The sequence below is a fragment of the Melaminivora sp. genome (assembly GCF_032059615.1).
Classification (GTDB): domain Bacteria; phylum Pseudomonadota; class Gammaproteobacteria; order Burkholderiales; family Burkholderiaceae_C; genus Melaminivora.
The window spans coordinates 1-18,706 of record NZ_DAMCAM010000015.1 but is presented as its reverse complement, the minus strand read 5'-3'; the positions used below and the strand labels follow the sequence as shown (position 1 = coordinate 18,706).

Below are 18,706 nucleotides of genomic sequence, written 5' to 3'. Positions count from 1 at the left end.
ATGGAACGCGACCAGGCCACCCAGCTCATCAACGACCTGCTGCGGCTGATGGTCAGCCGCGGCGGCAGCGACCTGTTCCTCACCGCCGAGTTTCCGCCCGCGATCAAGCTCGACGGCAAAGTGACCAAGGTGGCCGCGCCACCCCTGGCGCCGGCGCACACGCTGATGCTGGCGCGCTGCATCATGAGCGACCGCCAGGCGGCCGAGTTCGAGCGCACCAAGGAGTGCAACTTCGCCATCTCGCCGGCGGGCATCGGGCGCTTTCGCGTCAACGCCTTTCTGCAGCAGGGCCGCGTGGGCCTGGTGCTGCGCACCATCCCGAGCACGCCGCCGACCATCGACGCCCTGGGCATGCCGCCGGTGCTGAAGGAGGTGGTCATGAGCAAGCGCGGCCTGTGCGTGATGGTGGGCGCCACGGGCTCGGGCAAGAGCACGACGCTGGCCGCCATGCTGGACTGGCGCAACGAGCATTCCCACGGCCACATCATCACGGTGGAAGACCCGGTGGAGTTCGTGCATCCGCACAAGAACTGCGTGGTCACGCAGCGCGAGGTGGGGCTGGACACCGAGAGCTGGGAGGCCGCCCTCAAGAACACGCTGCGCCAGGCGCCCGACGTGATTCTGATGGGCGAGATCCGCGACCGCGAGACCATGGAGCACGCCGTCGCCTTCGCCGAGACCGGCCACCTGTGCCTGGCCACGCTGCACGCCAACAGCGCCAACCAGGCGCTGGACCGCATCATCAACTTCTTTCCCGAGGAGCGGCGCACGCAGCTGCTGATGGACCTGTCGCTGAACCTGCGCGCCGTGATCTCGCAGCGCCTGCTGCCGCGCCAGGACGGCCGCGGGCGCGTGGCCGCGGTCGAGGTCATGCTCAACAGCCCCCTGATCGCCGACCTGGTCTTCAAGGGCGAGGTGGCCGAAATCAAGGAAGTCATGAAGAAAAGCCGCAACCTGGGTATGCAGACCTTCGACCAGGCGCTGTTCGACCTGTTCGAGGCCGGCGCCATCAGCTACGAAGACGCCCTGCGCAACGCCGACTCGGCCAACGACCTGCGCCTGCAGGTCAAGCTGGGCAGCCAGCGGGCGCGCTCGGACGACCTGGACGCAGGCACCGAGCACCTGAGCATCGTCTGAGCCCAGCCCTTCCGCCCGGCAGCAAGCCGCGCACCACGACCGCGCTGCGCAAGCAGCCTTCCCTCTCTTTTCTCACGAACCCCGAAGACGCATGAGCCAAAGCATCAACCCCCGCAGCTATCCCGAAAACGCTCCCCGGCGCGTGGCCTTCCTGGGCCTGGGCGTGATGGGCTACCCCATGGCCGGCCACCTGGCGCGCGCCGGCCACAGCGTGACGGTGTACAACCGCACGCAAGCGAAATCCATAGCATGGAATCAAGAGTTTGCGCCGCAAAACACCGAAAACACCTCCAAGACGCCGCGCGAGGCGGCCACCGGGGCGGACATCGTTTTCTGCTGCGTGGGCAATGACGACGACCTGCGCTCGGTGGTACTGGGCCCGGACGGGGCCTTTGCCGGCATGCAGCCGGGCGCCATCTTCGTGGACCACACGACGGCCTCGGCGGCAGTAGCGCGCGAGCTGTATGCCGCGGCCCGCAGCCAGGGCCTGCAGTTCGTCGATGCGCCCGTCTCCGGCGGCCAGGCCGGGGCACAGAACGGCCAGCTCACGGTGATGTGCGGCGGCGACCCGCAGGCATTCGACGCGGTGGCGCCCACGGCCCTGGCCTTTGCCCGCGCCTTCACGCGCATCGGTGACAGCGGTGCCGGCCAGCTGGCCAAGATGGTCAACCAGATCTGCATCGCCGGGCTGGTGCAGGGCCTGTCGGAGGCCGTGGCGTTCGGCCAGCAGGCGGGCCTGGACATGCCGCTGGTGCTGGACGTCATCGGCAAGGGCGCGGCGCAGAGCTGGCAGATGGACAACCGCGGCAAGACCATGGCCGAGGGGCGCTTCGACTTCGGCTTTGCCGTGGACTGGATGCGCAAGGACCTGGGCCTGGTACTCGAGGAGGCGCGGCGCAACGGCGCACGCGTGCCGGTGACGGCGCTGGTGGACCAGTTCTACGGCGACGTGCAGCGTGCCGGCGGCGGGCGCTGGGACACGTCCAGCCTGGTCACGCGCCTGGTGCCGGCCAAGGACTGACGGACAGCGCCGGGGCGGCCCGGCGCTGCGGGTTCAGCGGGCTGGCGGGCGGGTTGCGGCCGGGTCCTGCGTGACGGTGGCGGGCTGCGCAGGCTGGCGCGCCAGCTCCTCCTCGCTGACCAGCTCGAAGACGCGCACCACCTTGTGCACGCCGCTCACTCCCCGCGCGATCTCGGCGGCGCGCGTGGCTTCGCGCTGCGTCACGCGGCCCATCAGATAGACCACGTTGCGCTCGGTCACGACCTTGAAGGCGGTGGCCGTCAGGTCGCGTGCGTCCACCAGGCTGGCGCGCACCTTGCCGGTGATGAAGGTGTCGCCCGAGCGCTGCGACAGCGACGTGGGCGCCATGACTGCCAGCTCGTTGACGGTGGACGCCACGTTCTCCACCCCGCGCACCACCTCCTCGGCCTTCTGGCGGGCCTCGGCCGTGGGCACCTCGCCGGTCAGCAGCACTTGGCGGTTGTAGCTGGTCACGTTGACGTGCGCCTCTCCGGGCAGCGTTTCGCGCAGGCGCGAGGCGGCGCGCAGCTCGATGCCCTCGTCCTCGACCTGGGTGCCGGCGGTGCGCCGGTCGGTGGCCATCAGGGTGCCAACCAGGGCGCCGCCGCCGATGACCAGTGGCGCGCAGGCCGTGAGCGCAGCGCCCAGCGTCGCTGCAGCAAGGGAGGCCGAAGCCGCGCGAAAAAGGGAATGACTCATGGCATGACCTCCTGATCTCCGAGCAATTGGGCGTCCATGCCGTCGCACAGGCAGTGCAGCACCAGCACCTGCATCTCGCGCACCCGCGCGGCGCGCTCGTGCGGGATGGTGATGAGCACGTCGGTCTCGCGCAGCAGGGCAGCCAGGCTGCCACCGTCGCGCCCGGCCAGGGCCACCACGGTCATCTCGCGCTCGTGCGCGGCGCGCACGGCATCCAGCAAGGCCGGCTCGTTGCCGCTGGTGGCCAGCAGCAGCAGCACGTCGCCGGCATGGCCCAGGGCGTGCACATGGCGCGCCAGCAGGGCGCCCTGCGCCGCGCTGCCGTCGGTGCCGGCGGACATCCAGGATGCATCGGGGGCCAGCGCCAGGGCGGCCAGGCCCGGACGTTCGCGCTCGAAGCCGGCCACGCACATGACGGCAAATTGCTGGGCCAGCGCCGCGCAGGTGCCGCTGCCGCAGGCCAGCACCTTGGCCCCCCCGGTCAGCGAGGCGACCATGGCATGCACCGCCGCGGCGATGGGGGCGCCGAGGGCCTGGGCGGCCTGGTATTTGAGGTCGGCGCTGTCGATGAAGTGCTGTTGGATCCGGTGCTCAAGCATGGGGCGGGAATCATACCCCCCGGCCCCATGACCGCCGCCGGCGCTGGTCTGCGGCTGCTCAGCAGGCCTCGAACGCGCCGCGCAGCCACTGCAGCCGGCCTTCATCGATCAGCACCGCGTCGAAGCGGCATGGCGGAGGCGCAGGCCAGCGCAGCAGAAAGCACTGGGCCGCAAAGACGATGCGTCGGCGCTTGACGGCGCCGATGCTCGCGCCCGCACCGCCGTGCGTGGCGCGGCCGCGGCTGCGCACCTCGACGAAGACCAGCGTGCCGTCGGGCTCACGCATGATCAGGTCGACCTCGCCGCCGCCGCGACCGGCGGTCCGATAATTGCGCTGCACCAGCGCCAGACCCGCCTGCTGCAGGTAGGCCAGTGCCCGGTCCTCAGCCGCGGCGCCCGCCACGCGCGTTCCGGGCGCAGGCACATTCGCCCCCTGCCCTTTCTTGCTTCGAAGGAATTCCATTGAGCGCATCCTTTGCCTCCGCCCTCGCCGCAGCGCACGACGCGGCTGCCGGCCAGCATTATCCGGAGGGCACGCTCTACGTCGTGGCCACGCCCATCGGCAACCTGGCCGACATCAGCCTGCGCGCACTGCATGTGCTGGCGCTGGCGGACACGGTCGCCTGCGAGGACACGCGCCACACCCAGGCGCTGCTGCGCGCCTATGGCATCGACAAGGCGGCGGGCGCCCTGCTGGCGGTGCACCAGCACAACGAGGCGGGCGCCGCCGAACAGGTCATCGGCCGGCTGCGAAGGGGCGAACGTGTCGTCTATGCCAGCGATGCGGGCACCCCCGGGCTGAGCGACCCGGGAGCGCGACTGGTGGCCGCCGTGCGCGAGGCCGGCCTGCGCTGCCTGCCCCTGCCTGGCGCGAGCAGCGTGACGGCGGCCCTGAGCGTGGCCGGCGCCGTGGCGACTTCGCCGCAGGCTGAGGGCTTTGTCTTCGCCGGCTTCCTGCCGCCCCGGGGCGCGGAGCGCGCAGCGGCCCTGCAACGACTGGCGGACGAGGTCCGCTGCACCGTTCTGCTCGAAGCTCCCCACCGGATCCGCGACCTGGCACAGGCCCTGGCCCCCTTCGCGCAGCGGCGCGTGACGCTGGCGCGCGAGCTCACCAAGCAATTCGAGGAGGTGACGACCCACGCCGCGCAGGACCTCGCCGCCTGGCTGGAGGCCGCGCCGCAGCGCACGCGCGGAGAGTTCGTCGTGCTGCTGCACCCGGCCCAGCCCGCACGCACGGGCGAAGAACAGCGGAGCGTGGAAGTGCTGCAACTGCTGCTGCAGGAGCTGCCGACCAAGGCAGCCGTAAAACTTGCCGCACAGATCACCGGCGCCCCGCGCAATGTGCTCTACGAGGCGGCGTTGCGGCTCAGGCGAGAAGACAGAGACGACACGGGCGGCGACTGAATGACAACGGGGCAGCACTCAAGCGCTGGGGCTGCCTGCATGCGGCCCGAGGCTTGAGCCGGGGCACCAGCCCCCTCGCAGCAGGGGAGCAAAACGGAAAAAACAGACAAAAAAAGACCCGCATAAAGCGGGTCTTTGAAGTGCAGGCAGAACCTGCCTTGTTTGGTTGCGCGAGGAGGATTTGAACCTCCGACCTTTGGGTTATGAGCCCAACGAGCTACCAGGCTGCTCCATCGCGCGTCAGAAACGTTAGTATAACCGGTTTTTCAGGCCTTGGCGACGTTTTCTTCGGCGGCTGCGTTTTCTTCAGCGCGCTCGACGAATTCCACATAGGCCATGGGAGCGTTGTCGCCCACACGGAAGCCCATCTTCAGGATGCGCGTATAGCCGCCCGGACGGGCCTTGAAACGCGGGCCGAGCTCGTTGAACAGCTTGGTCACGTTGTCGCGGTTGCGCAAGCGGTTGAACGCCAGGCGGCGGTTGGCGACCGAGTCTTCCTTGGCCAGGGTGATCATGGGCTCGATCACGCGGCGCAGTTCCTTGGCCTTCGGGACGGTGGTCTTGATGGCCTCGTGCTCGATGAGCGAGTTCATCATGTTCTGCAGCATCGCGAGGCGGTGCGATGTGGTGCGGTTGAGTTTACGCAGGCCGTGTCCGTGGCGCATGGTGCTTTCCTTTTTCAGTCAATTAAAACGGGCAGCCGTATCAGGTACTGCCCGGAGCACTCCCCGAGGGGGAAACGAAAATTATAAATCAGCGCTTGTCCAGGCCGGCGGGCGGCCAGTTCTCGAGCTTCATGCCCAGGGTCAGGCCGCGCGAGGCAAGGACTTCCTTGATCTCGTTGAGCGACTTGCGGCCCAGGTTGGGCGTCTTGAGCAGCTCGTTTTCGGTGCGCTGGATCAGGTCGCCGATGTAATAGATGTTCTCGGCCTTCAGGCAGTTGGCCGAACGCACCGTGAGCTCCAGCTCGTCCACCGGGCGCAGCAGCACCGGATCGAAAGTGGCAGCGCCGCGCGAGCTCGCAGGCTCGAAGGCCGCCAGCTCGCCGCCTTCCAGCTGGGCGAACACCGCCAGCTGCTCGACCAGGATCTTGGCCGAGGCGCGCACCGCGTCTTCGGCCGAAATCGCGCCATTGGTCTCGATTTCCATGACCAGCTTGTCCAGGTCGGTACGCTGCTCCACACGGGCGCTCTCGACCGTGTAGCTCACGCGGCGCACGGGAGAGAACGAAGCGTCGAGCACGATGCGGCCGATGGACTTGGTGGACTCGTCGGCATGGCGGCGCACGTTGCCCGGCACGTAGCCGCGGCCCTTCTCGACCTTGATCTGCATGTCCAGCTTGCCGCCGGCAGACAGATGGGCGATAACGTGGTCGGGATTGATGATCTCCACGTCGTGCGGTGTCTGGATATCACGCGCCGTGACGATGCCCTCGCCATCCTTGCGCAGCGACAGCGTCACCTCGTCGCGGTTGTGCAGCTTGAAGACCACGCCCTTGAGGTTCAGGAGGATGTTGACCACATCCTCCTGCACGCCGTCGATGGACGAGTATTCGTGCACCACCCCGGCGATGGTCACCTCCGTTGCTGCGTAGCCCAGCATGGAAGACAGCAGCACCCGACGCAGGGCGTTGCCCAGCGTGTGGCCATAGCCGCGCTCGAAGGGCTCCAGCTCCACCTGGGCACGGTTGGCGCCCAGCTGCTCCACGTTGATGGTCTTGGGCTTCAGCAAATTGGTTTGCATGCAGACTTCCTCTCAATACCCCCAGCTCGTTACACCGGTAAGGCTGGCGAAGCGCCCCCGGCGCGATGCCTCGCGCCAGGGGTGTATGTTTTTCCGGATGCGGGGCGTCCGTGGATCAACGCGAGTACAACTCGACGATCAGCGATTCGTTGATGTCGGCACCGAACTCGTCGCGGTCAGGCACCTTCTTGAACACGCCCTCGGCCTTGTCGGCATTGACTTCGACCCAGGCGGGCATGCCCACCTGCTGCGCCAGCTGCAGCGCCTCGGCGATGCGCGCCTGCTTCTTGGACTTTTCGCGTACGGCCACAACGTCACCGGTCTTGACCAGGTAGGAGGCGATGTTTACGGACTGGCCGTTCACGGTGATGGCCTTGTGCGACACCAGCTGGCGCGCCTCGGCACGCGTGGAGCCGAAGCCCATGCGGTAGACCACGTTGTCCAGGCGGCATTCCAGCAGACCCAGCAGGTTGGCGCCGGTATTGCCGCGGCGGCGCTCGGCCTCCTCGAAGTAGCGGCGGAACTGCTTCTCCAGCACGCCGTACATGCGCTTGACCTTCTGCTTTTCGCGCAGCTGCAGGCCATAGTCGGAGGTGCGGGAGCCCGAGGTGCGGCCGTGCTGGCCGGGCTTGGAGTCGAACTTGGCCTTGTCCGCGATGGAGCGACGTGCGCTCTTGAGGAACAGGTCCGTGCCTTCGCGGCGGGAGAGTTTGGCCTTGGGGCCGAGATAGCGTGCCACTTGTGTGTCCTTGGAATTTCAGCTGCCGCAAGCAACTTGCGGGAGCCACCTTCGCTGCGTGCGCAGCCGGTGGCGGTGGGCTTCGGTAAAAGGGGCTGCGGAGCTCTGTGAAGACCAGCAGCCCGGGTTCAGATGCGGCGGCGCTTCGGCGGGCGGCAGCCGTTGTGCGGCACGGGCGTCACGTCGGAGATCGACGTGATGCGGATGCCCAGTGCGCCCAGTGCGCGCACCGACGACTCGCGACCCGGGCCGGGGCCCTTGATCTCGACGTCCACATTCTTGATGCCCTGCTCCATGGCGGCGCGGCCTGCCACTTCGGAAGCCACCTGCGCGGCAAACGGGGTGGACTTGCGCGAGCCCTTGAAGCCCTGACCGCCCGACGATGCCCACGACAGTGCGTTGCCCTGGCGGTCGGTGATGGTGATGATGGTGTTGTTGAAGGAGGCGTGAACGTGGGCGATGCCGTCCGACACGTTCTTGCGGACCTTCTTGCGCACGCGCTGGGCGGCGTTGTTGGCGGGAGACTTAGCCATAGGGTTCTTTCAGTCCTTACTTCTTCAGTGCCGCTGCGCCCTTGCGCGGACCCTTGCGGGTGCGTGCATTGGTACGGGTGCGCTGACCGCGCATCGGCAGGCCGCGGCGATGACGGAAGCCCCGGTAGCAGCCGATGTCCATCAGGCGCTTGATGTTCATCGTCGTCTCGCGACGCAGGTCACCTTCGATGGTGAACTGGGCGATTTGGTCGCGGATCTTTTCCAGATCTGCGTCGGTCAATTCCTTGACCTTCTTGGAGTAGTCGATGCCGCATGCATCGCAGATCTTGCGAGCACGGGTGCGCCCAATGCCGTAGATGGCCGTCAGACCAATTTCGGCATGCTGATGGGGCGGAATGTTGATACCAGCGATACGAGCCATGTGCGTCCTCTAATGATCGTTAAGCCATCAGCCCTGGCGCTGCTTGTGACGCTGATCTGTGCAGATCACGCGCACCACACCCTTGCGGCGGATGATTTTGCAGTTGCGGCAGATCTTCTTTACCGAAGCCGAAACTCTCATTGCATTCTCCTAAACTTGTCCAATCGTTCCTTCCCTTACGGGATACAGCGGAACACAAAAATCAGCCCGCGAGCGAACGTTGGGCATCAATGAAAATTGCCGCAATTCTGGCGAACCCGCCACTATAGCGGATTCACCAAAACCAGGCCAGTGGGTCAGGCGCCAGCCGTCGTCTTGAAGTTCGCCTTCTTGAGCAGCGACTCGTACTGCTGGCTCATCAGGTAGTTCTGCACCTGGGCCATGAAATCCATGGTCACCACCACGATGATCAGCAGCGAGGTGCCGCCAAAATAGAACGGCACGTTGTACTTCAGGATCAGGAACTCCGGCAGCAAGCACACGAAGGTGATATAGATCGCCCCCGCCAGCGTCAGCCGAACCAGGATCTTGTCGATGTAGCGTGCCGTGTGCTCACCCGGACGAATCCCGGGGATGAACGCCCCGCTCTTCTTCAGGTTGTCTGCCGTCTCCCGGCTGTTGAAAACCAGCGCGGTATAGAAGAAGCAGAAGAACACGATGGCGGTTGCATACAGCAGCACGTAGATCGGCTGACCAGGCGTGAGCGTGCCTGCGATATCGCGCAGCCAGCGCATGGACTCACCGGCACTGAACCAGTTCACGATGGTCGCGGGCAGCAGGATGATCGACGAGGCGAAGATCGGCGGGATCACGCCAGCCATGTTCAGCTTGAGCGGCAGGTGCGAGGACTGCCCCCCATACACCTTGTTGCCCACCTGACGGCGTGCGTAATTCACCAGGATCTTGCGCTGGCCGCGCTCCACATACACCACGAAGTACGTGACCAAGCCCACGATTGCCACGATGAAGATGGCGGCGGGGATGCCCATGGCACCAGTACGCACCAACTCCAGCAGGCCACCCAAGGCGCTGGGCAGGCCGGCAGCGATGCCGGCGAAGATCAGGATCGAGATCCCGTTGCCCAGACCACGCTCAGTGATCTGCTCGCCCAGCCACATCAGGAACATGGTGCCTGCAGTGAGACTGACCACGGCCGTCATGCGGAAGCCAAAGCCCGGATCGAGCACCAGCCCCGCCTGGCTTTCCAGTGCCACGGCGATGCCCAGCGACTGGAAAACGGCCAGGCCGACGGTCCCGTAACGGGTGTACTGCGTGATCTTGCGGCGACCGGCCTCCCCTTCCTTCTTCATCTGCTCGAACGTGGGAACCACGTAGGTCATCAGCTGCATGATGATCGATGCCGAGATGTACGGCATGATCCCCAGCGCGAAGACCGTGAAGCGCGACAGCGCCCCGCCCGAGAACATGTTGAAGAGGTTGAGGATGCCGCCCTGCTGGCCGCTGAACAGTTGCTGCAACTGCGCCGGATCGATTCCCGGGACCGGGATGTGCGCGCCCACGCGGTATACGACCAGCGCGAGCAGCAGAAAGACCAGACGCCGGCGAAGGTCGCCGAACTTGCCGGTCTTCGCCAGTTGAGCTGCGTTCGTTGCCACGGATGCCTTTCGCAAACGGCCGGTCAGGCCACGCTGCCGCCGGCAGCCTCGATGGCCGCCTTGGCGCCTGCCGTGGCGAGCACACCGCTCAGCTTCACGGCGCGGGTGATCTCACCGCTCTTGATGACCTTGACCACGCGGGTCAGCTCGTCGATCAGGCCGGCCTTCCTGAGCGCCAGCACGTCGACTTCGTCGGCACCCAGGCGTTCGAGGGCCGACAGCGTCACCTCGGCGTTGAACTTCAGGCTCTGCGACTTGAAGCCGCGCTTGGGCAGACGGCGCTGCAGCGGCATCTGGCCGCCTTCGAAGCCGACCTTGTGGTAGCCGCCGGAGCGCGACTTCTGGCCCTTGTGACCGCGGCCTGCGGTCTTGCCCAGGCCCGAGCCGATGCCGCGGCCGACGCGGCGGCGCTCGCGCGTCGCCCCTTCTGCGGGCTTGATGCTATTGAGTTCCATCATCGACCCTTTCAGAGGACTTTGACCAGATAGCTGATCTTGTTGATCATGCCGCGCACTTCCGGGGTGTCCTGCAGCTCGCTCACGCTGTTGAGCTTGCGCAGGCCCAGGCCACGGACGGTGGCGCGGTGTGATTCCTTGGTGCCGATGGGGCTGCGCACCAATTGAATCTTCACGGTTTGTTGGGTTGTCATGTCAGCTGACTCCATCAGGCGGCGAACAGCTCTTCGACCGACTTGCCACGCTTGGCGGCCACTTCGGCCGGCGTCGTGCAGTTGGACAGGGCGTTGAGCGTTGCGCGCACCATGTTGTAGGGGTTGGACGAACCGTGGCTCTTGGCCACGATGTCGGTGATGCCCATGACTTCGAAGACGGCGCGCATGGGGCCGCCGGCGATGATGCCGGTACCTTTGGGCGCGGGAGCCATCATGACCACGGCAGCGCCGTGGTGGCCCGTCACGTTGTGGTGGATGGTGCCCTCCCTGAGGGAGACCTTCACCAGCTTGCGGCGGGCCTCTTCCATGGCCTTCTGCACGGCGGCGGGCACTTCCTTGGACTTGCCCTTGCCCATGCCGATGCGGCCGTCACCGTCGCCGACCACCGTCAGGGCTGCGAAGCCGAGAATGCGGCCGCCCTTCACGACTTTGGTCACGCGGTTGACCGCGATCATCTTCTCGCGCAGACCGTCGTCGCGACCTTCGTCCTGCACTCGGGGTTGAAATTTAGCCATTGTTATCTCGCTTGAGCTTTAGAACTGCAGGCCGGCTTCACGGGCCGCTTCGGCCAGGGCCTTGACGCGACCGTGGTAGGCAAAGCCCGAACGGTCGAAAGCCACGCGCTCGATGCCGGCCGCCTTGGCCTTCTCGGCAATGCGCTTGCCGATGATCTGGGCCGCGGCGGCATTGCCGCCCTTGCCCTCGCCACCCAGGGACTGGCGCACCTCGGGCTCCACCGTGGAGGCGCTGGCCAGCACACGGGCGCCGTCTTCGGAGATGACGCTGGCGTAGATGTGCAGATTGGTGCGGTGCACGGTCAGGCGCGCCACGCCCTGCTGGGCAATGCGGATGCGGGTCTGACGGGCACGGCGGAGACGCTGCTCTTTCTTGGTCAACATGTTGCAGCTCCTTATTTCTTCTTGGTCTCTTTGATGACGACCTTCTCATCCGCGTAGCGGATGCCCTTGCCCTTGTAGGGCTCGGGCGGACGCACGGCGCGGATTTCGGCGGCCAGCTGGCCCACCACCTGGCGGTCCGCACCCTTGACCACGACTTCGGTCGGGGTCGGGGTGGCCACGGTGATGCCGGCGGGCATGTCAAAGCTCACGGGGTGCGAGAAGCCGATGTTCAGGTTCAGCTTGGAGCCCGTGGCGGCGGCGCGAAAGCCCACGCCCACCAGGGTCAGCTTCTTCTCGAAACCGCGGCTCACGCCGACCACCATGTTGTTGACCAGCTGGCGCACGGTGCCGCTCATGGCATTGGCCTCACGCGACTCGTCGGCCGGCGTGAAACTCAGCTTGCCTTCGTTGCTGGCCACCTTGACCAGCGCGTGCTGGGCGAGCTGCAGCGTGCCGCCCGCGCCCTTGACGCTGATCTGGCTGTCGTTGATGGACACATCCACACCCTGGGGGATGGTCACCGGGGATTTGCCTACTCGGGACATTTCAATGTTCTCCTTGAATGCCGCGTCAGGCCACGTAGCACAGCACTTCGCCGCCGACACCGGTGGCGCGCGCCTTGCGATCGGTCATCACGCCCTTGGGGGTGGTGACGATGGCCACGCCCAGACCGTTCTGGACCTGGGGGATGGCGGCCGAGCCCTTGTACACGCGCAGGCCGGGACGGCTCACGCGCTCGATGCGCTCGATCACCGGACGGCCGGCGTAGTACTTGAGGGTGATTTCGAGTTCCGACTTGCCGGCTTCGCTCTTGACTTCGAAGCCGTCGATGTAACCCTCGTCCTTGAGCACCTGCGCGATGGCGACCTTCACCTTGGAGGAAGGCGCCGACACGGTGGCCTTGGAGACCATCTGTGCGTTGCGGATGCGGGTCAGCAGGTCAGCGATGGGATCACTCATGCTCATGTTGTATCTCTCCTGCTGCGCTTACCAGCTGGCCTTGGTGACACCGGGGATGTCACCGGCAAAGGCCAGTTCGCGGATCTTGTTGCGGGCCAGGCCAAACTGGCGGAACGTGCCGCGCGGGCGGCCCGTGATCTCGCAGCGGTTGCGCTGGCGCGTGGGGTTGGCGTTGCGCGGCAGCTTCTGCAGGCCCAGACGGGCCGCGTCACGCTCTTCGTCGGAGCGCTTGGCGTCGCCGGCGATGGCCTTCAGTTCCGCATACTTGGCAGCGTACTTGGCGGCCAGTTTTTCGCGCTTGAGTTCGCGCTCGATCAAAGCTTTCTTAGCCATAAGACGCTCTCTCAGTTCTTGAACGGGAAACGGAAGCCGGCGAGCAGCGCCTTGGCCTCTTCGTCGTTCTTGGCCGTCGTGGTGATGCTGATGTTCAGGCCACGCAGGGCATCCACCTTGTCGTACTCGATTTCGGGGAAGATGATCTGCTCTTTGACGCCGATGTTGTAGTTGCCACGGCCGTCGAAGGCGCGGCCCGAGATGCCGCGGAAGTCACGCACGCGCGGCAGGGCCACGGTGACGAAACGGTCCAGGAACTCATACATGCGCACGCCGCGCAGCGTGACCATGCAGCCGATGGCCTGGCCTTCGCGGATCTTGAAGCCGGCAATGGCCTTCTTGGCCTTGGTCACCACGGGCTTCTGGCCGGCGATCTTGGTCAGATCGGCCACGGCGTTGTCCATCACCTTCTTGTCGGCCACGGCTTCGCTCACACCCATGTTCAGGGTGATCTTGGTCAGGCGCGGGACTTCCATGATGGATTGGTAGCCGAACTTTTCCTTCAGTTCGGCCGCGATCTTGTCGCGATAGAGTTGTTGCAGTCGTGCCATGGGGGAATCCTTTAAGCCGTCTTGATTTCGGCGCCGCTGGACTTGAAGACACGCACGCGCGTGCCGTCGGCCTGCACCTTGATGCCGACGCGGTCGGCCTTGCCGGTGGCGGCGTTGAAAATGGCCACGTTGGACTGGTGGATGGGCATGGCCTTCTCCACGATGCCGCCCATGGTGCCCTTCATGGGGTTGGGCTTGACGTGCTTCTTGACCAGGTTGATGCCCTCGATGATGAGGTAGGCATCGTCCTTGCGCACCGTCACGGTGCCGCGCTTGCCCTTGTCGCGCCCGGTGAGCACGACGATTTCGTCGCCCTTGCGGATCTTGTTCATGGTGCCTATTCCTTCAGAGGACTTCAGGAGCCAGGGACACGATCTTCATGAAGCGCTCGGTGCGCAGCTCGCGCGTCACGGGGCCGAAGATGCGGGTGCCGATGGGCTCCAGCTTTGCATTGAGCAGCACGGCGGCATTGCCGTCGAACTTGACGAGCGAGCCGTCGGCGCGGCGGATGCCCTTGGCGGTGCGGACCACCACGGCGCTGTAGATCTCGCCCTTCTTGACGCGACCGCGCGGAGCAGCTTCCTTGACGCTCACCTTGATGATGTCGCCCACGCTGGCGTAGCGACGCTTGGAGCCGCCCAGCACCTTGATGCACTGCACGGACTTCGCGCCGGTGTTGTCGGCGACGTCCAACCGAGTTTCTGTCTGGATCATGTGAATATTCCCAACTTGTACCAGCGGCCTTCCCACCCGAGAAACCGGATGCGAAAAGGTCAACGCCAGTCAGTCTTGGGCCCGTCGTCCGCGCCGCAAACCATTTACGGCGCTTCCCGCTGGGCAGATATGCCTCGCGAAGGCAGTAGCTGCCAACGCGAAGCCCGAGATTGTCGCAAAAGAAAAGTGCGCCGTCAACACCCCTGGTGCGCGGCGCGCCGCATTCACTGCGGCACGGTGGCGTACTGCCGCGCCAGCGCCTCGAAGGCCGCCAGTTGCGGGTCGTGACCAGCCAGCTCCTCGGTCAGCAGGGTCGCCACGCGCGGCGCCAGGCGGGCGGCCAGCTGTGCGTCCAGGAACAGCACGCGCGCGCGGCGCGCCAGCACGTCCTCCACCGTGCGCGCGTACTCGTGACGCACGGCGTGGCGCACCATGGCCTCGCTCAGGCCCTCGGCCAGCCAGACGTCGGCGCCCGGCAGCGCGGCGACGACGGCGGCCTCGGTGCCGTAGGAGTGCGGGCCCTGGGGCTCGTTCATGCCGTGGCGCGGCCGGCCGGCGGGCGCGCCGACCAGCGGCAGGCGCACCGTGACGCCGCCCGCCCGCGCGGGCAGCAGGCGCGCGTCCATGCACTTTTGCAGCACGTCCTCGGCCATGGCGCGGTAGGTGGTCCACTTGCCGCCCGTCACGGTGACCAGGCCCGAGGCGCTGGCAATCACCGTGTGCTCGCGGCTGATGCTCTTGGTGCTGCCCTCGTCCGCCCCCTGGGGCTTGACCAGCGGGCGCAGGCCCACCCAGATGCTGCGCACGTCCCCGGCGCGCGGCGCGCGGCGCAGGTAGCGCGCGGCCTCGCCCAGGATGAAGGCCACCTCCTCGCGCAGGGCCAGGGGCTCGCGCGCCAGGTCCTGGCGCGGGCTGTCCGTGGTGCCCAGGATCAGCTTGCCCAGCCACGGCACGGCGAACAGCACGCGGCCGTCGGCCGTCTTGGGCACCATCAGGGCGTGGTCGCTGGGCAGGAAGTCGCGGTCCACCACCAGGTGCACACCCTGGCTGGGGGCGACCAGGGGCGCCAGCTTGCGGCCCGTCTGCTCGCCGTCGCGCTGGCGCAGCGCGTCCACCCACACACCCGTGGCGTTGACCACGCAGCGCGCACGCACCTGCAGGCGCTGGCCGGTCTCGGCGTCCTCGCAGACCACGCCGGCCACCTTGCCGTTTTCGTGGATCAGGTCCGTCACCGGGCAGTAGTTCAGCACCAGCGCGCCCTTGAGCGCCGCGGTGCGCGCCAGCGCCAGCGCCAGGCGCGCGTCGTCGAACTGGCCGTCCCAGTACTTGACGCCGCCCTTGAGGCCGTCGGCGGCGGCCGTGGGCAGGCAGCGCAGCGTCTCCATGCGGCCCAGGCACTGGGTGGGGCCCAGGCCGGCCTTGCCGGCCAGCGCGTCATAGACCTTCAGGCCGGTGCCATAAAAAGGCGTCTCCCACAGCTTGTACGACGGCATGACGAAGGCCAGCGGCTGCGCCAGGTGCGGCGCGTTCTTCAGCAGTGTGGTGCGCTCGTGCAGGGCCTCGCGCACCAGGGCGATGTTGCCCTGGGCCAGGTAGCGCACGCCGCCGTGCACCAGCTTGGTGGCGCGCGAGGAGGTGCCCTTGGCGAAGTCGTGCGACTCCAGCAGCGCCACCGAAAAGCCGCGCGCCGCCGCGTCCAGCGCCACGCCCAGGCCGGTGGCGCCGCCGCCGACGACCACCAGGTCATAGGGTTCGGGCCGCGCCAGCTGCGCGAGCAGCCGGGCGCGGTCGGTGGGCAGGGGGGTGGGGGCGGTGTCAGCAGTCATGCGGCGATTTTCCACGACTTCCGGCGCGCCGGTCGGGGTTTACCCGAGAGGCCCATCCTGCGGCCGGGACGCCGCGCCCGGGGCACCGGGCGATTTATGCTCGCCCTCCATGACCTACCTGCTCGCACTCGACCAAGGCACTTCCAGCTCGCGCGCCATCGTCTTTACGCCCGAGGGCCACATCCTGGCGCAGGCGCAGCAGGAGCTGCCGCAGATCTACCCGCGCCCGGGCTGGGTGGAGCACGACCCGCGCGAGATCTGGCGCACCCAGCTGGCTACGGCGCGCCAGGCGCTGCAGCAGGCCGGCGTCACGGCGCGCCAGGTGCGCGCCATCGGCATCACCAACCAGCGCGAGACCACGCTGCTGTGGCACCGCGCCACCAGCGCGCCGCTGCATCACGCCATCGTCTGGCAGGACCGGCGCGGCGAGCCCCTGTGCGCACGCCTGCGCGAGGACGGGCACGAGGCGGCCATCCAGCAAAAGACGGGCCTTTTGATCGACGCTTATTTCTCGGCCACCAAGCTGCAGTGGCTGCTCGAGCACGTGCCCGGCGCGCGCGCCGCAGCCGAGGCCGGGGAGCTTGCCTTCGGCACCGTGGACAGCTGGCTGATCTGGCAGCTGACCCAGGGCGCGCGCCACGTCACCGACGTGAGCAACGCCAGCCGCACCATGCTCTTCAACGTCCATACCCAGCAATGGGACGAGGAGCTGCTGCAGCTGCTGGACATCCCGCGCGCGCTGCTGCCCGAGGTGCTGCCCTCCAGCGGCGACTTCGGCACCACCGGCGCCGACCTGCTGGGCGCCCCCGTGGCCATTGCCGGCGTGGCGGGCGACCAGCAAAGCGCCCTGTTCGGCCAGGCCTGCTTTTCCGCCGGCATGGCCAAGAACACCTACGGCACGGGCTGCTTCATGCTCATGCACACGGGCGGGCAGTTCCAGACCAGCGGCAACGGCCTGCTGGCCACCAGTGCCGCGCAGACCACCGGCGCGCCGCCGCAGTACGCGCTCGAAGGCAGCGTGTTCGTGGGCGGTGCCGTGGTGCAGTGGCTGCGCGACGGCCTGCACGCCATCCGCGCCAGCAGCGAGGTGCAGCAGCTCGCCCAGAGCGTGCCCGACTCGGGCGGCGTGATGCTGGTGCCGGCCTTCACCGGCCTGGGCGCGCCCTACTGGCGGCCCGACGCGCGCGGCACCATCACCGGCCTCACGCGCGGCACGACGCTGGCGCACATCGCGCGCGCGGCGCTCGAGTCCATCGCCTACCAGAGCGCCGCGCTGCTGGCCGCCATGGGGCGCGACGTGGCCGCGGCCGGCGGCGCGCCGGTCGCCGAGCTGCGCGTGGACGGGGGCGCCTGCGTCAACGACCTGCTCATGCAGTTCCAAGCCGACCTGCTGGGCATCCCGGTGGTGCGCCCGGCGGTGGTGGAGACCACCGCCCTGGGCGCGGCCTACCTGGCGGGGCTGGCCAGCGGCGTCTATGCCAGCCAGGAGGAGCTGGCCCGCCTGTGGCGCGCCGAGCGGCGCTTCGTGCCCACCATGGAGCGCGCGCGCGCCGAGGCGCTGATGGCGCGCTGGGAGCACGCCGTGGCGCAGGCGACGCTGGAGCCGGAAGGCTGAAAACCATAGCGCGTAGCCAGCGTTAATCAACGGTTTGCGGCACTTTTCATTCCGAAAACCAGCACAGCCAACGACCCGTCACTACTTTTTCAATAGCAACCATGTCTTCCACCCAGCCCACCGCCCCCGACTTCTCCCTGGCCTTCATCGGCGGCGGCAACATGGCCAGCGCCCTGGCCGGCGGCCTGCTGCGCGAGGGCCTGGCGCCGGCGCGCGTGACCGTGGTCGAGCCGCTCGCGGCCGCCCGCCAGGCGCTGCAGGCGCGTCTGGGCGTGCAGGCGCTGGCCGCGCCACAGGCAGCGCTGGCGCAGGCGCAGCTGGTGGTCTGGGCCGTCAAGCCCCAGGTGCTGCGCGAGGCGGCGCGGCAGGCCCTGCCCCACCTCGCGCCCGGGGCCCTGCACCTGAGCGTGGCCGCCGGCATTCCCACGGACAGCCTGGCGCGCTGGCTGGGCAGCGAGCGCATCGTGCGCGCCATGCCCAACACGCCGGCGCTGGTCGGGCGCGGCATCACCGGCCTGTTTGCCCGGCCCGGGGTGGACGCGGCCGCGCGCGAGCGCATCGGGCAGGTCATCGCTCCCACCGGCCAGCACCTGTGGGTGCAGCGCGAGGAGCAGCTGGACGCCGTGACCGCCCTGTCGGGCTCGGGGCCGGCCTATGTCTTTCTGTTTCTCGAAGCCATGGAGCAGGCCGGCGCGGCCATGGGCCTGCCCGCCGCGCAGGCCCGGCAGCTGGCGATCGCCACCTTCCAGGGCGCGGCCGAGCTGGCGGCGTGCTCGGGCGACGCGCCCGAGGTGCTGCGCCAGCGCGTGACCAGCCCGGGCGGCACCACGCACGCGGCCATCAAGCGGCTGCAGGAGGGGGGCGTGCCGGGACACTTCATCGCCGCCATGCAGGCGGCCGAGGCACGCGCGCGCGAACTGGCGGCCGAGTTCGGCGGCTAAAGGCCCGGCGCGCTCAGCCGCGCAGCGCGTAGCCCAGCGCCACGCCGGCGAAGATCGCCGCGCCGATCCAGTGGCTCTTGCTGAAGGCGACGAAGCAGCCCTCGCGCGCGCGGCGGCGGATCAGCGTCCAGTGCCACAGCACCTGGGCGGCCGCCGCGCCCAGGCCCAGCCACAGCGGCCAGCCCAGGCCCTCGCCGGCCAGCGCCAGCGCCGTGAGCAGCAGGCACAGCGCAAAGAACAGCATGACCCCGGCGACGTCCAAGCGCCCCAGCGTGATGGCCGAGGTGCGCATGCCGATCTTCAGGTCGTCGTCGCGGTCCACCA

27 protein-coding genes and 1 tRNA gene are annotated in these 18,706 nt (G+C 67.8%); 5 read left to right on the top strand and 23 right to left on the bottom strand.

The annotated features are described in order from the left end of the window. On the top strand, positions 1–1,137 hold the full coding sequence (locus tag RT051_RS05085) for a PilT/PilU family type 4a pilus ATPase (RefSeq protein ID WP_313072956.1): 1,137 nt from the start codon (positions 1–3) through the stop codon (positions 1,135–1,137). 91 nt (positions 1,138–1,228) lie between these two features. Then, the gene (locus tag RT051_RS05080; protein WP_313072951.1) at positions 1,229–2,158 is read left to right on the top strand and encodes an NAD(P)-dependent oxidoreductase; all 930 of its coding nucleotides are present in this window, start codon (positions 1,229–1,231) and stop codon (positions 2,156–2,158) included. A gap of 33 nt (positions 2,159–2,191) precedes the next feature. Here the strand turns inward: RT051_RS05080 and RT051_RS05075 are convergent, their stop codons facing one another. From RT051_RS05075 to RT051_RS05065, 3 genes are read right to left on the bottom strand one after another with little or no spacing between them, the layout of a single operon-like run. Further along, a complete protein-coding gene (locus tag RT051_RS05075) occupies positions 2,192–2,857 on the bottom strand; it encodes a BON domain-containing protein (protein WP_313072947.1) in 666 nt (221 codons plus the stop codon). After that, a complete protein-coding gene (locus RT051_RS05070; RefSeq protein ID WP_313072943.1) occupies positions 2,854–3,456 on the bottom strand; it encodes an SIS domain-containing protein in 603 nt (200 codons plus the stop codon). The genes RT051_RS05075 and RT051_RS05070 overlap by 4 nt, the downstream gene beginning before the upstream one ends. Before the next feature lie 58 nt (positions 3,457–3,514). After that, positions 3,515–3,919 (bottom strand): YraN family protein, encoded by a 405-nt coding sequence (locus tag RT051_RS05065; protein WP_313072941.1) that lies wholly within the window; start codon positions 3,917–3,919, stop codon positions 3,515–3,517. Between RT051_RS05065 and rsmI the strand changes: the two genes are divergently transcribed. Then, a complete protein-coding gene (gene rsmI, locus RT051_RS05060) occupies positions 3,919–4,860 on the top strand; it encodes a 16S rRNA (cytidine(1402)-2'-O)-methyltransferase (RefSeq protein WP_313072938.1) in 942 nt (313 codons plus the stop codon). The two genes, RT051_RS05065 and rsmI, sit on opposite strands and share 1 nt — an antisense overlap. A gap of 163 nt (positions 4,861–5,023) precedes the next feature. On the opposite strand, the gene RT051_RS05055 is transcribed toward rsmI, so the two are convergent. The 19 genes from RT051_RS05055 to RT051_RS04965 all read right to left on the bottom strand — a co-directional run bounded on the left by RT051_RS05055 (position 5,024) and on the right by RT051_RS04965 (position 15,826). Then, positions 5,024–5,100 (bottom strand) — tRNA-Met (locus tag RT051_RS05055). 26 nt (positions 5,101–5,126) lie between these two features. Beyond that, positions 5,127–5,525 carry a 50S ribosomal protein L17 gene (gene rplQ, locus RT051_RS05050; RefSeq protein ID WP_313072935.1) on the bottom strand — a complete coding sequence of 133 codons (399 nt, stop codon included), beginning with the start codon at positions 5,523–5,525 and terminating at the stop codon, positions 5,127–5,129. An 88-nt stretch (positions 5,526–5,613) separates the two neighbouring features. Next, positions 5,614–6,603, bottom strand: coding sequence for a DNA-directed RNA polymerase subunit alpha (locus tag RT051_RS05045; protein WP_313072932.1), 990 nt, complete (start codon positions 6,601–6,603; stop codon positions 5,614–5,616). Positions 6,604–6,718: 115 nt separating this feature from the next. Beyond that, a complete protein-coding gene (gene rpsD / locus RT051_RS05040) occupies positions 6,719–7,342 on the bottom strand; it encodes a 30S ribosomal protein S4 (protein ID WP_313072927.1) in 624 nt (207 codons plus the stop codon). A 128-nt stretch (positions 7,343–7,470) separates the two neighbouring features. Then, the gene (gene rpsK, locus RT051_RS05035; RefSeq protein WP_313072923.1) at positions 7,471–7,875 is read right to left on the bottom strand and encodes a 30S ribosomal protein S11; all 405 of its coding nucleotides are present in this window, start codon (positions 7,873–7,875) and stop codon (positions 7,471–7,473) included. A 16-nt stretch (positions 7,876–7,891) separates the two neighbouring features. Next, entirely contained in the window at positions 7,892–8,257 is a 366-nt protein-coding gene (rpsM, locus tag RT051_RS05030) for a 30S ribosomal protein S13 (RefSeq protein ID WP_312302620.1), read from the bottom strand. 27 nt (positions 8,258–8,284) lie between these two features. After that, positions 8,285–8,398 carry a 50S ribosomal protein L36 gene (gene rpmJ / locus RT051_RS05025; protein WP_003050535.1) on the bottom strand — a complete coding sequence of 38 codons (114 nt, stop codon included), beginning with the start codon at positions 8,396–8,398 and terminating at the stop codon, positions 8,285–8,287. A 155-nt stretch (positions 8,399–8,553) separates the two neighbouring features. After that, entirely contained in the window at positions 8,554–9,873 is a 1,320-nt protein-coding gene (secY, locus tag RT051_RS05020) for a preprotein translocase subunit SecY (RefSeq protein ID WP_313072915.1), read from the bottom strand. Between the two features lie 23 nt (positions 9,874–9,896). Next, the gene (rplO, locus tag RT051_RS05015; RefSeq protein ID WP_313073050.1) at positions 9,897–10,328 is read right to left on the bottom strand and encodes a 50S ribosomal protein L15; all 432 of its coding nucleotides are present in this window, start codon (positions 10,326–10,328) and stop codon (positions 9,897–9,899) included. A gap of 11 nt (positions 10,329–10,339) precedes the next feature. Then, complete coding sequence (gene rpmD, locus RT051_RS05010) at positions 10,340–10,522, bottom strand: 50S ribosomal protein L30 (protein WP_100133813.1); 183 nt, start codon at positions 10,520–10,522, stop codon at positions 10,340–10,342. A gap of 14 nt (positions 10,523–10,536) precedes the next feature. Continuing rightward, positions 10,537–11,058 carry a 30S ribosomal protein S5 gene (rpsE, locus tag RT051_RS05005; RefSeq protein WP_313072905.1) on the bottom strand — a complete coding sequence of 174 codons (522 nt, stop codon included), beginning with the start codon at positions 11,056–11,058 and terminating at the stop codon, positions 10,537–10,539. A gap of 18 nt (positions 11,059–11,076) precedes the next feature. After that, positions 11,077–11,442, bottom strand: coding sequence for a 50S ribosomal protein L18 (gene rplR, locus RT051_RS05000; protein ID WP_313072901.1), 366 nt, complete (start codon positions 11,440–11,442; stop codon positions 11,077–11,079). An 11-nt stretch (positions 11,443–11,453) separates the two neighbouring features. Further along, positions 11,454–11,987 (bottom strand): 50S ribosomal protein L6, encoded by a 534-nt coding sequence (gene rplF / locus RT051_RS04995; protein WP_313072897.1) that lies wholly within the window; start codon positions 11,985–11,987, stop codon positions 11,454–11,456. Positions 11,988–12,012: 25 nt separating this feature from the next. Beyond that, on the bottom strand, positions 12,013–12,408 hold the full coding sequence (gene rpsH, locus RT051_RS04990; protein WP_313072893.1) for a 30S ribosomal protein S8: 396 nt from the start codon (positions 12,406–12,408) through the stop codon (positions 12,013–12,015). Between the two features lie 21 nt (positions 12,409–12,429). Then, entirely contained in the window at positions 12,430–12,735 is a 306-nt protein-coding gene (rpsN, locus tag RT051_RS04985) for a 30S ribosomal protein S14 (RefSeq protein ID WP_313072891.1), read from the bottom strand. An 11-nt stretch (positions 12,736–12,746) separates the two neighbouring features. Next, positions 12,747–13,286, bottom strand: coding sequence for a 50S ribosomal protein L5 (gene rplE / locus RT051_RS04980; protein ID WP_313072889.1), 540 nt, complete (start codon positions 13,284–13,286; stop codon positions 12,747–12,749). An 11-nt stretch (positions 13,287–13,297) separates the two neighbouring features. Continuing rightward, a complete protein-coding gene (gene rplX / locus RT051_RS04975; RefSeq protein WP_313072886.1) occupies positions 13,298–13,618 on the bottom strand; it encodes a 50S ribosomal protein L24 in 321 nt (106 codons plus the stop codon). A gap of 13 nt (positions 13,619–13,631) precedes the next feature. Further along, positions 13,632–14,000, bottom strand: a complete 369-nt coding sequence (gene rplN, locus RT051_RS04970) for a 50S ribosomal protein L14 (protein WP_313072883.1) — start codon at positions 13,998–14,000, stop codon at positions 13,632–13,634. 224 nt (positions 14,001–14,224) lie between these two features. Beyond that, complete coding sequence (locus RT051_RS04965) at positions 14,225–15,826, bottom strand: glycerol-3-phosphate dehydrogenase/oxidase (protein WP_313072879.1); 1,602 nt, start codon at positions 15,824–15,826, stop codon at positions 14,225–14,227. Between the two features lie 109 nt (positions 15,827–15,935). Here RT051_RS04965 and glpK point away from each other — a divergent pair, with 109 nt between their 5' ends. Beyond that, a complete protein-coding gene (glpK, locus tag RT051_RS04960) occupies positions 15,936–17,441 on the top strand; it encodes a glycerol kinase GlpK (protein ID WP_313072875.1) in 1,506 nt (501 codons plus the stop codon). A gap of 101 nt (positions 17,442–17,542) precedes the next feature. Beyond that, positions 17,543–18,382 carry a pyrroline-5-carboxylate reductase gene (proC, locus tag RT051_RS04955; protein ID WP_313072871.1) on the top strand — a complete coding sequence of 280 codons (840 nt, stop codon included), beginning with the start codon at positions 17,543–17,545 and terminating at the stop codon, positions 18,380–18,382. Between the two features lie 13 nt (positions 18,383–18,395). On the opposite strand, the gene RT051_RS04950 is transcribed toward proC, so the two are convergent. Further along, the coding region (locus RT051_RS04950) for a UbiA family prenyltransferase (RefSeq protein ID WP_313072866.1) at positions 18,396–18,706 on the bottom strand (311 nt) is incomplete at its 5' end.